The following is a 10,039-nucleotide window of genomic DNA, read 5'->3' on the forward strand; positions in this document are numbered from 1 at the left end:
GGCTGCGTGTCAGTCACCATCATCGTCGACTGACACGGCGCTTTCGCGAGCAAGCCCGCTCCCACATTGGGACAGTGGTGTTGATCAGGTGGTTTTGTGGCGCTTGCGCACCAGTTTCATCACCACCACAAAAAACACCGGCACGAACACCACGGCCAGGGTCGCCGTGATCATCCCGCCGATCACCCCGGTGCCGATGGCCTGCTGGCTCGCCGAACTGGCGCCCGTCGCGATTGCCAGCGGCACCACGCCAAGGATGAACGCCAAGGAGGTCATGACGATCGGCCGCAACCGCAGGCGCGCGGCTTGCAGGGTCGCGTCGATCAGGTCGTGGCCTTCGTCGTACAGGCTCTTGGCGAACTCGATGATCAGGATCGCGTTCTTCGCCGACAGGCCGATGATGGTGATCAGCCCGACCTTGAAGAACACGTCGTTGGGCATTCCGCGCAAGGTCACGGCCAGCACCGCGCCGAGCACACCCAGCGGCACCACCAGCAACACCGAGGTCGGGATCGACCAGCTCTCGTACAACGCCGCCAGGCACAGGAACACGATCAACAGCGACAGCCCCAGCAGGATCGGTGCCTGGCTGCCGGACAAGCGTTCCTGCAACGACAACCCGGTCCATTCCTGGCCCAGGCCCGCCGGTCCTTGCACCACCAGCCGCTCGATCTCGGCCATGGCCTCGCCGGTGCTGTGGCCTGGCGTCGGCTCACCGGAAATGCTGATCGCCGGGTAGCCGTTGTAGCGGGTCAACTGCGCCGGGCCCTGGGTCCACTTGGCCTGCACGAAGGCCGACAACGGCACCATTTTCCCGTGGGTGTTGCGCACGTGAATCTTCAGCAGGTCTTCCACCTGGCTGCGCTGATCGCCCTCGGCCTGGACCACCACGCGCTGCATCCGCCCCTGATTGGGGAAGTCGTTGATGTAGGCCGAGCCCACGGCCGTGGACAGCACGTTGCCGACATCGGCAAAGGACACCCCCAGCGCGTTGGCCTGCTTGCGGTCGACGATCAGTTGCACCTGCGGCGCTTCGGCCAGGGCGCTTTCGCGCACGTTCATCAGGATCGGACTTTTTTCCGCCGCGGCGAGTAACCCGGTGCGGGCCTCCATCAACTGCTCATGACCGAGGCCGCCGCGATCCTGCAGGCGGAACTCGAAGCCGCTGGACGTACCCAAGCCATCCACGGGCGGCGGCAGTACGGCAAAGGTCACTGCGTCCTTGATCTGGCTGAGGGCGACGTTGGCCCGGTCGGCAATCGAAGCCGCCGAGTCGTCGCTGCCGCGCTCGGACCAGTCCTTGAGCGTGCTGAACGCCAGCGCCGCATTCTGCCCGCTGCCGGAGAAGCTGAAGCCGAGGATCACCACGCTGTCGCGGATGCCCGGTTCGCCGGCGTTGTGCGCTTCGACCTGTTCGGCCACCTGCACCGTGCGGTTCTTGCTCGCGCCCGGTGGCAACTGGATGTCGGTGATGGTGTAACCCTGGTCTTCCACCGGCAAAAACGACGAGGGCAAGCGACTGAAGGCCACGCCCAGGCCGATCAGCAGCACGCCGTAGATCAGCAGGTAGCGCCCAGTGCGTTTCAACGCATAGGCCACCCAACCCTGATAACGCTCGGTCAGTCGCTCGAAGCCGCGATTGAACCAGCCGAAGAACCCGGTCTTTTCGTGGTGCTCGCCTTTGGCGATCGGCTTGAGCAACGTCGCGCACAGGGCTGGGGTCAAGGTCAGGGCGAGGAACGCCGAAAACAGGATCGAGGTGGCCATCGACAGCGAGAACTGCTGGTAGATCACCCCGACCGAGCCTTGCATGAACGCCATCGGAATGAAGACCGCGACCAGCACCAGGGTGATGCCGATGATGGCCCCGGTGATCTGCTGCATGGCCTTGCGCGTCGCCTCCTTGGGCGACAAGCCCTCGGTAGCCATGATCCGCTCGACGTTCTCCACCACCACGATGGCGTCGTCCACCAGAATGCCGATGGCCAGCACCATGCCGAACATGGTCAGCACGTTGATCGAAAACCCCAGCGCCAGCATCGTCGCAAAGGTGCCCATCAACGCCACCGGCACCACCAGGGTCGGAATCAGCGTGTAGCGAATGTTTTGCAGGAACAGGAACATCACCGCGAACACCAGCAGCATCGCCTCGCCGAGGGTGTAGACCACCTTGGTGATCGAGACCTTGACGAAGGGCGAGGTGTCGTACGGGATCGAATACTCGACGTTCGCCGGGAAGTAGCGCTTGAGTTCATCCATCTTCGCCCGCACCAGGGTCGCGGTGTTCAGCGCATTGGCGCCAGGCGACAACTGCACGGCGACGGCGGTGGACGGTTTGCCGTTCAGGCGCGTGGAAAACTGGTATTCCTGGCTACCGATCTCGACCCGCGCCACATCGCTGATGCGCACGGTCGAACCGTCCGGGTTGGCCTTGAGGACGATGTCGGCAAACTCCTCAGGCGTCGACAACTGACCCTTGACTAGAATGGTCGCGGTGATTTCCTGGGTGGTGCGGGTCGGCAGATCGCCGATGCTGCCGGCCGACACCTGGGCGTTTTGCGCGATGATGGCGGTATTGACGTCCGCCGGCGTCAGGTTGAACGCGAGCAGTTTCTGCGGGTCGATCCAGATCCGCATCGCCCGTTCGGCGCCGTACAACTGCGCCTTGCCGACGCCGTCCAGACGCTTGATCTCGTTCATCACGTTGCGCGCCAGGTAATCACTGAGCGCCACGTCGTCGAGTTTGCCGTCGCTGGAGGTCAGGGTGATCAGCAGCAGGAAACCGGAGGAGACTTTCTCCACCTGCAAACCTTGCTGGATCACCGCTTGCGGCAGCCGTGACTCCACGGCCTTGAGGCGGTTCTGCACGTCCACCTGGGCCAGCTCTGGGTTGGTGCCCGGCTGGAAGGTGGCCTTGATGGTCGCGCTGCCGAGGCTGCTCTGGGATTCGAAATACAACAGGTGATCGGCACCGTTGAGTTCTTCCTCGATCAGGCTGACCACGCTTTCGTCCACGGTTTGCGCCGAAGCGCCCGGGTACACGGCGTAGATTTCGATTTGCGGCGGCGCCACGTCAGGGTATTGCGCCACCGGCAGTTGCGGAATGGCCAGCGCACCGGCCAGCAGGATGAACAGGGCCACCACCCAGGCGAACACCGGGCGGTCGATAAAGAACTGCGGCATAAAAAAGCGTCCTGCTTACTGACCAGTCGCCTGGGCGAGTGGAAGAGGGGTGTCGTCGATCTGCACTTTCTCGCCGGGGCGGGCGTGCTGCAGGCCCTCGATGACGATGCGGTCGCCAGCCTTCAGGCCGCCGGTGACAATCCAGCGATCGTTTTGCACGGCGCCGAGCTCGACCGGTTGCTGCCCGACTCGCTGCTCAGAGTCGAGCAGCAACACCTGGGCGATGCCGGCGCTGTCGCGCTGGACGGCCCGTTGCGGCACGCTGATGCCCTGCTGGTTGACCGCCTGTTCCAGGCGCACGCGCACGAAACTGCCGGGCAGCAGGTCGAGGTCGGGGTTGGGGAACTCGCTGCGCAGGATGATCTGGCCGGTGCCCGGGTCGACGGTAATGTCGCTGAACAGCAGTTTGCCCGGCAGGGGATAGAGGCTGCCGTCATCCTGAATCAACGTGGCCTTGGCCTGGCCCTGGCCGACCTGCTGCAGCTGGCCGGAACGGAAGGCCCGGCGCAGTTCGTTGAGTTCGCGGGTGGACTGGGTCAGGTCGGCGTGAATCGGGTTCAGTTGCTGAATCAGCGCCAGGGGCGTGGTTTCGTTCTGCCCCACCAATGCGCCTTCGGTGACCAGTGCGCGGCCGATACGACCGGAAATCGGCGCGGTGACGGTGGCGTAGCCGAGGTTCAGTTTCGCTCGTTCCACGGCAGCTTTATTGGCGGCGACGTCGGCGGCAGTCTGCCGTGCGTTGGCCCGGGCGTTGTCGTAGTCCTGGTCGCTGATGGCCTTGTCGTCGATCAACTGGGCGTAGCGTTGCTCCTGCAACCGGGCCTGGAACGCGTTGGCCTCGGCCTTGCGCAAGGTCGCCTCGGCACTGTCCAGGTCGGCCTTGAACGGCGCTGGGTCGATGCGGAACAAGACATCGCCCTGTTTCACGTCACTGCCTTCACGGAAAGTCCGCTGCAAGACCACGCCGGCCACGCGGGCGCGCACTTCGGCCATGCGCGGTGCGGCAATCCGCCCGCTCAGTTCGCTGCTGATGGTCAGTGGCCGCGCTTCGATGGTTTCGATGCGCACCGTGGCCAGCGGTGCCTGTTCCTCGGCGTTCGAGGATTTGTCACACGCGCCCAGTGTCAACGCCAGAGCAATCAGACTGAGCCTGGCAAGCAGATTCTTCGACATGTAGTACCCCATTAAAGACTCCCGGCATGCTACCGGGCGCTGGCGAGGGTAGCGGTGAAGCTTTGTTGGTGCTGTGTGAAATTGTGTAAGGGTTTTACTCAGGAACGAGTGAGGGCGTATATCCTTCAGTCCTTGATTTCTATTGCGCCTGAGAGATCGCTTTCGCGGGCAAGCCCGCTCCCACAGTGGTCGGTGGTGTTCATGTCATTTGTGTTCACCTCAAATCCCTGTGGGAGCGGGCTTGCTCGCGAAGAGGCCGGACCAGGCGCCACAGCACTTTCTGGAAACACCCCATGCCCAACATCCTCCTGGTCGAAGACGACACCGCCCTCGCCGAACTGATTGCCAGCTACCTGGAACGCAACGGTTATTCCGTCAGCGTGATCGGTCGCGGTGACCATGTGCGCGAACGTGCGCGGCTCAATCCGCCGGACCTGGTGATCCTCGACCTGATGCTGCCCGGCCTCGACGGCTTGCAGGTCTGTCGCCTGCTGCGCGCCGATTCGGCGACTTTGCCGATCCTGATGCTCACCGCCCGGGACGACAGTCATGACCAGGTCCTGGGCCTGGAAATGGGCGCCGACGACTACGTGACCAAACCCTGTGAGCCGCGGGTGTTGCTGGCCCGGGTGCGGACCCTGTTGCGCCGCAGCAGCCTCAGCGAGCCGCAGACCGCCAACGACCGCATTCTGATGGGCAACCTGTGCATCGACCTGTCCGAACGCACCGTCACCTGGCGCGAGCAACTGGTGGAGCTGTCCAGCGGTGAGTACAACCTGCTGGTGGTGCTGGCCCGGCATGCCGGTGAAGTGTTGAGCCGCGACCAGATCCTGCAACGCCTGCGCGGCATCGAATTCAATGGCACTGACCGTTCGGTGGACGTGGCGATTTCCAAATTGCGGCGCAAGTTCGACGACCACGCCGGCGAAGCGCGCAAGATCAAGACCGTGTGGGGCAAGGGCTACCTGTTCAGTCGTTCCGAATGGGAATGCTGAGCCGATGTTCAGAATCCTCTTTCGTCTGTATCTGGTGACCATCGTTTCATTCAGCGCCGCGATTTACCTGGTGCCGGATCTGGTGGTCAAGGTGTTCCACGAGCGCTTTGTGACCTACAACCTCGATTACTCGCGCGGTTTGCAAACGCTGATCGTCAAACAGTTTCACGCGGTCCCGACCGAGCAGTGGCAGGCCCTGGCCGCGGAGATGGACAAGGACTTCAATCCGCTGCACATCGTGCTCAGCAGCAATGACGACACCGGCCTGACACCCGATGAGCAGCAGCGTTTGCAGCGCGGCGAGAACGTCGTGCGCGTGGGCGACTGGGGTTGGCGCACGCTGGCGGTCGCGCCGCTGAACGAGCGCACCGTGGTGCAAATGGTGGTGCCGCCGGACCCGCTGGACGTCAACCTGTTGTACTGGAGCATCAACGTACTGATCGGCGCGACCATGCTCGCATGCCTGTTGTTGTGGCTGCGCCCGCACTGGCGTGACCTGGAGCGCCTCAAGGGTGCGGCCGAACGCTTTGGCAAGGGCCATCTGGGCGAGCGCACGCAAATTTCCCCGAGTTCCAACATCGGCAGCCTGGCCAGTGTGTTCGACACCATGGCCGGCGATATCGAGAACCTGCTCAACCAGCAGCGCGATTTGCTCAATGCGGTGTCCCACGAGTTGCGCACGCCGCTGACGCGCCTGGATTTCGGCTTGGCGCTGGCGCTCTCGGACGACTTGCCGGCAGCCAGTCGTGAGCGCCTGCAAAGCCTGGTGGCGCACATTCGGGAACTCGATGAGCTGGTGCTGGAGCTGCTGTCCTACAGTCGCCTGCAAAACCCGGCGCGGCTACTGGAACAGGTCGAGGTGTCGCTGGATGAGTTCATCGACAGCATTCTTGGCAGCGTCGACGAAGAAATGGAGTCCCCGGAAATCGTCATCGACGTGCTGCTCCATGGTCAGCTCGAACGCTTCAGCCTGGACCCGCGCCTGACGGCCCGCGCCCTGCAAAACCTGCTGCGCAACGCCATGCGCTATTGCGAGAAGCGTATCCAGATCGGTGTGCAGGTCTACGCCGGCGGCTGTGAGATCTGGGTCGACGATGACGGCATCGGCATTCCGGACGACGAGCGCGAGCGGATTTTCGAACCCTTCTACCGCCTCGACCGCAGCCGCGACCGCGCCACCGGTGGTTTCGGCCTGGGGCTGGCAATCAGCCGCCGCGCACTGGAGGCCCAGGGCGGCACGCTGACGGTGGAAGCCTCGCCGCTGGGCGGGGCGCGGTTTCGCTTGTGGTTGCCGCCTTCGGCTTGATTACGACAAGCGGCAGCATCATCTGTCAGGTTTTACAGTAGCAAGACGCTGCGCTTGCGCGTTTCATTGGTCTGCAACGTCAGGAGAAGGCAGCAAGGCTGGAGGAGACGAATGAGCGCGCCAACAATAAAAATCAGCGGGCAGGGTAAGATCAGTGCAATCAGGGACGTCAAGGTCGAAAGCCTGTCGACCAAGTTTGCGATGGTCAGGCCTGATGGTGGCTTCAGCACAGTCGCCATCAGGATCGGGCCCAACCTGACCGCAGAGGGAAACGCCTGTTTCCTGGTGGGCGATACGGTGAAATATACGATGGCGAAAGGGACGAGTGGAGAGCCGCCAAAGGCTTTTGGCCTTGAGAAGTCGGGCGTCGACAGCTGGAGAACATGACGAGCTGCGGGGCCTTTCACGACCCCGCGTGCCGGTGTGGCCCTATCAAGTGGTCAGCCGACCTCGCAACAGCGTGGCCATCTCCTCCAGGTCCGTCATCGGCTGATGCCCGATCAGCATCCAGGCGTGTTCCTTGTCAGCCCAATACACGATGTTCAGTTCGCGCCGCTGTTCCCGGGCTAAATGCCGGCTGCCGCTGTTGGAGCGGGTAACGCACAGCGCCATGGGGCCGTGCGCGGGATCAAGGTAGGTGATCTGGGCGATGGGCGCGCCGTCGTACTCGAGGATTTGCGCGCGCTTGAACTCGGCATGGGGCAGGCTCAGTTTGGCCAGTGCGAGGTCGAGGCCCAGGCGCGCATCGATGGTCCGCAGTTGTGCCCGTTGGGTGGCTTCATCACCGGGCAGGTGATCCAGGGTTTCCGGCACGTAGAGCGCCATGTAATCGGCCACCAGGCCGCGCCAGTTATGTGTCTGCTGACTCGCTTGCCAGCCGAGGAACAATCGGTCCGCCAGCACGCCACCGGCCAGCAGCCCGGCCGCGGCGGCCAGGAACCAGCGCCGGTTGAGCCCGGGGCGGGCGGGCGAAGGCAGCGTGGCGAGCATGCCTTGCAAGCGATCCACCGGCGCCTGCCGGGCCAGTTCATCGTAGGCGTCCTTGAATGGCAGGCTGCTGCGGTCCAGCCATTGCAGGCGCAGGCTGAGCAGCGGGTCGGCAATGAGGGCTGCGTCGATGCGCGAGCGCTGCTCGGCATCGAGTTGGTTGTCGAGGTAAGCCACCAGTTGTTCGTCCGAGGGTTTCGCGTTCATCAATGTTCTCCTCGGTAAGGGTGGGGCACCGTGTGCAATGGTGGATATTCGGCCAGTTTCGCCCGGGCGGCAGCCAGGCGACTCATGACCGTGCCGATGGGCACTTGCAGCACATCGGCGACTTCGCGATAGGACAGGCCTTCGACGTAGGCGAGAAACACCGTTTCGCGCTGGGCCTCGGGCAACGCATCGACGCGGCGGATGACCTGTGCCGCCAACACGTGGGTCTGGGCCACGGATTCGCCATCGAACGACAAGGCCTGATCGGCATCCACCTGGCCTTGCCCCTGACGCACTCGCTGGGCGCGGACTTCATTGAGCCAGATCGAATGCAGAATGCTCAGCAGCCAGCGGTCCATGCGCGTTCCCGGCACGAATTGAGCGGCCCGCTCCAGCGCTCGCACACACGTGGCCTGCACCAGGTCATCGGCGATATGCCGTTGTCGGGACAACAGCAGGCCGTAGCGCCATAAACGCGCCAGATGCTGGTTCAGTTCCGTTCGTATTGCCTGATCGCTGGCGATGGCGACCTCCGTCCGCTCGGGTTGTCAGGTTTTCGATGAACCGTTGATGGCTTCGGCCAGGTCCTCGTACTCCTCGCACTGGGTACTGCCACAGATGGATTTGATCTGCTGCAGTTGCTCCTGCGCGAGATCCAGCCGGCCTTTGATCACATAGGCCTCGCCGAGGTATTCGCGGACTTGCGCGTACTGCGGGTCGAGTTTCACCGATTGCAGGTAATAACCGATGCCTTCGTCGGTACGCCCTAGTTTACGCGTGGCGTAGCCGCGATAGTTCAGCGCTTTTGCGGTATTTGGTTGTTTCAGCGTGTCGAGCAGCGCCAGGGCTTCTTCATAACGCCCGTCCTTGGCCAGTTGATAGGCATAGTTGGTACGGTCTTCGTCAGGCACCAGGTTGCTGGTCTGCTTGACGCAGCGCTGCGACCGGGTATCCAGCACCTGGCCCTTGGGGCAATTGGGTTTGGCCGGCGGCTCGTCACCGCCACCGCCCCCGTTGGCCAGGGCGAGCGAGCCGGACAGCGCAACGGTCAGTAAAAGCGGGGTCATCAGAACGGCAAAACGAATATTCATGGGCTTTGCTCCATCGATTCATGCGTTTGAGATCATGTTGCGCCCCGCCGGATGCAGCGCAAGGTTGAGACAGCCAGCGGCCTGAACATTTGAATGGACCGGCTGCGCCGGCAATCTCATGTTCATGGTGAATGTCATGAGAACACCGCAGCATGAACAATTATTCATTACGTTCTGCCAGTGTTTTCAAGGAAAGCTTACATCCAGGCGCTATGCTCGTGCGCATTCGCCATTGCAGTGGAGAATTGCCATGAGAGATCAAGTCCATCATTCGACAGCCGGGTACAAGACCGCTGCCGACACCTACGTGCGCGGACGCCCGGACTATCCGCCACAAGTGGCCGACTGGTTGAGCGCAACCCTGGATTTGAATGCGGATAAAACCGTGATCGACCTGGGCGCCGGTACCGGCAAGTTCACCGCTCGACTGGTGAGCACCGGGGCCCAGGTGATTGCCGTGGAACCGGTGCCGCAGATGCTGGAAAAACTGTCCACGACGTTTCCCGGGGTGCTGGCGGTCAACGGTACGGCCACGGATTTACCCCTGCCGGATGCTTCTGTGGACGTGGTGGTGTGTGCACAGGCCTTTCACTGGTTTGCCAGTGCTGATGCGCTGACCGAGATCTCCCGGGTGCTCAAGCCTGGAGGCAAGCTGGGGCTGGTGTGGAACCTGCGCGATACCAGGGTGGGCTGGGTGCCGAAACTGGATGCGATCGTCAATGCACTGGAAGGCGATACCCCACGTTTCTACACCGGAGCCTGGCGCCACGCGTTCCCGCATCCGGCCTTCGGACCTCTGCGTGAGCAGCATTTCAGCCACAGCCACACAGGCGCGCCGGAGGACGTGATTTTCAACCGGGTGCGTTCCACCAGTTTCATTGCAGCGTTGCCGGCGCAGGGGCGGGCGCGGGTCGATGAGCAGATACGAGCGCTGATCGCCAATGAACCTGAATTGCGCGACAAGGACGTGGTGACCGTTCCCTATGAGACAGTCGCGTTCGTCGCGGTGAAGAAGGGGCGCTGAAGATCCTTGTGGGAGCGGGCTTGCTCGCGAAGGCGGAGTGTCAGGCAGCATTGATGTTGCTTGACCCACCGCC

9 protein-coding genes are annotated in these 10,039 nt (G+C 62.9%); 4 read left to right on the plus strand and 5 right to left on the minus strand.

Annotated elements, in window-relative coordinates:
* Nucleotides 1–84 precede the first annotated feature (84 nt).
* Nucleotides 85–3,183 (minus strand): efflux RND transporter permease subunit, encoded by a 3,099-nt coding sequence (locus KGA88_RS30555; RefSeq protein ID WP_223596492.1) that lies wholly within the window; start codon nt 3,181–3,183, stop codon nt 85–87.
* A 15-nt stretch (nt 3,184–3,198) separates the two neighbouring features.
* On the minus strand, nt 3,199–4,356 hold the full coding sequence (locus tag KGA88_RS30560) for an efflux RND transporter periplasmic adaptor subunit (RefSeq protein WP_223596494.1): 1,158 nt from the start codon (nt 4,354–4,356) through the stop codon (nt 3,199–3,201).
* Nucleotides 4,357–4,649: 293 nt separating this feature from the next.
* Here KGA88_RS30560 and KGA88_RS30565 point away from each other — a divergent pair, with 293 nt between their 5' ends.
* The 3 genes from KGA88_RS30565 (at nt 4,650) to KGA88_RS30575 (ending at nt 7,044) form a co-directional block, all read left to right on the plus strand.
* The gene (locus KGA88_RS30565) at nt 4,650–5,351 is read left to right on the plus strand and encodes a response regulator transcription factor (RefSeq protein ID WP_007985461.1); all 702 of its coding nucleotides are present in this window, start codon (nt 4,650–4,652) and stop codon (nt 5,349–5,351) included.
* 4 nt (nt 5,352–5,355) lie between these two features.
* The gene (locus tag KGA88_RS30570) at nt 5,356–6,657 is read left to right on the plus strand and encodes an ATP-binding protein (RefSeq protein WP_223596496.1); all 1,302 of its coding nucleotides are present in this window, start codon (nt 5,356–5,358) and stop codon (nt 6,655–6,657) included.
* A 111-nt stretch (nt 6,658–6,768) separates the two neighbouring features.
* Nucleotides 6,769–7,044 carry a hypothetical protein gene (locus KGA88_RS30575; protein WP_223596498.1) on the plus strand — a complete coding sequence of 92 codons (276 nt, stop codon included), beginning with the start codon at nt 6,769–6,771 and terminating at the stop codon, nt 7,042–7,044.
* 45 nt (nt 7,045–7,089) lie between these two features.
* Here KGA88_RS30575 and KGA88_RS30580 read toward each other — a convergent pair whose 3' ends face one another.
* The 3 genes from KGA88_RS30580 to KGA88_RS30590 form a co-directional block, all read right to left on the minus strand.
* Nucleotides 7,090–7,851 carry an anti-sigma factor family protein gene (locus tag KGA88_RS30580; RefSeq protein WP_223596501.1) on the minus strand — a complete coding sequence of 254 codons (762 nt, stop codon included), beginning with the start codon at nt 7,849–7,851 and terminating at the stop codon, nt 7,090–7,092.
* Nucleotides 7,851–8,333, minus strand: coding sequence for an RNA polymerase sigma factor (locus tag KGA88_RS30585; protein WP_241511285.1), 483 nt, complete (start codon nt 8,331–8,333; stop codon nt 7,851–7,853). Before KGA88_RS30585 ends, KGA88_RS30580 begins: the two co-directional genes overlap by 1 nt.
* Nucleotides 8,334–8,399: 66 nt before the next feature.
* Nucleotides 8,400–8,942, minus strand: coding sequence for a tetratricopeptide repeat protein (locus KGA88_RS30590; protein ID WP_110658396.1), 543 nt, complete (start codon nt 8,940–8,942; stop codon nt 8,400–8,402).
* Nucleotides 8,943–9,192: 250 nt separating this feature from the next.
* Between KGA88_RS30590 and KGA88_RS30595 the strand changes: the two genes are divergently transcribed.
* Nucleotides 9,193–9,966 (plus strand): class I SAM-dependent methyltransferase, encoded by a 774-nt coding sequence (locus KGA88_RS30595; protein WP_223596503.1) that lies wholly within the window; start codon nt 9,193–9,195, stop codon nt 9,964–9,966.
* Nucleotides 9,967–10,039: the final 73 nt, after the last annotated feature.

The organism is Pseudomonas sp. A-R-19 (assembly GCF_019956575.1).
In the GTDB taxonomy this organism is placed as follows: domain Bacteria; phylum Pseudomonadota; class Gammaproteobacteria; order Pseudomonadales; family Pseudomonadaceae; genus Aquipseudomonas.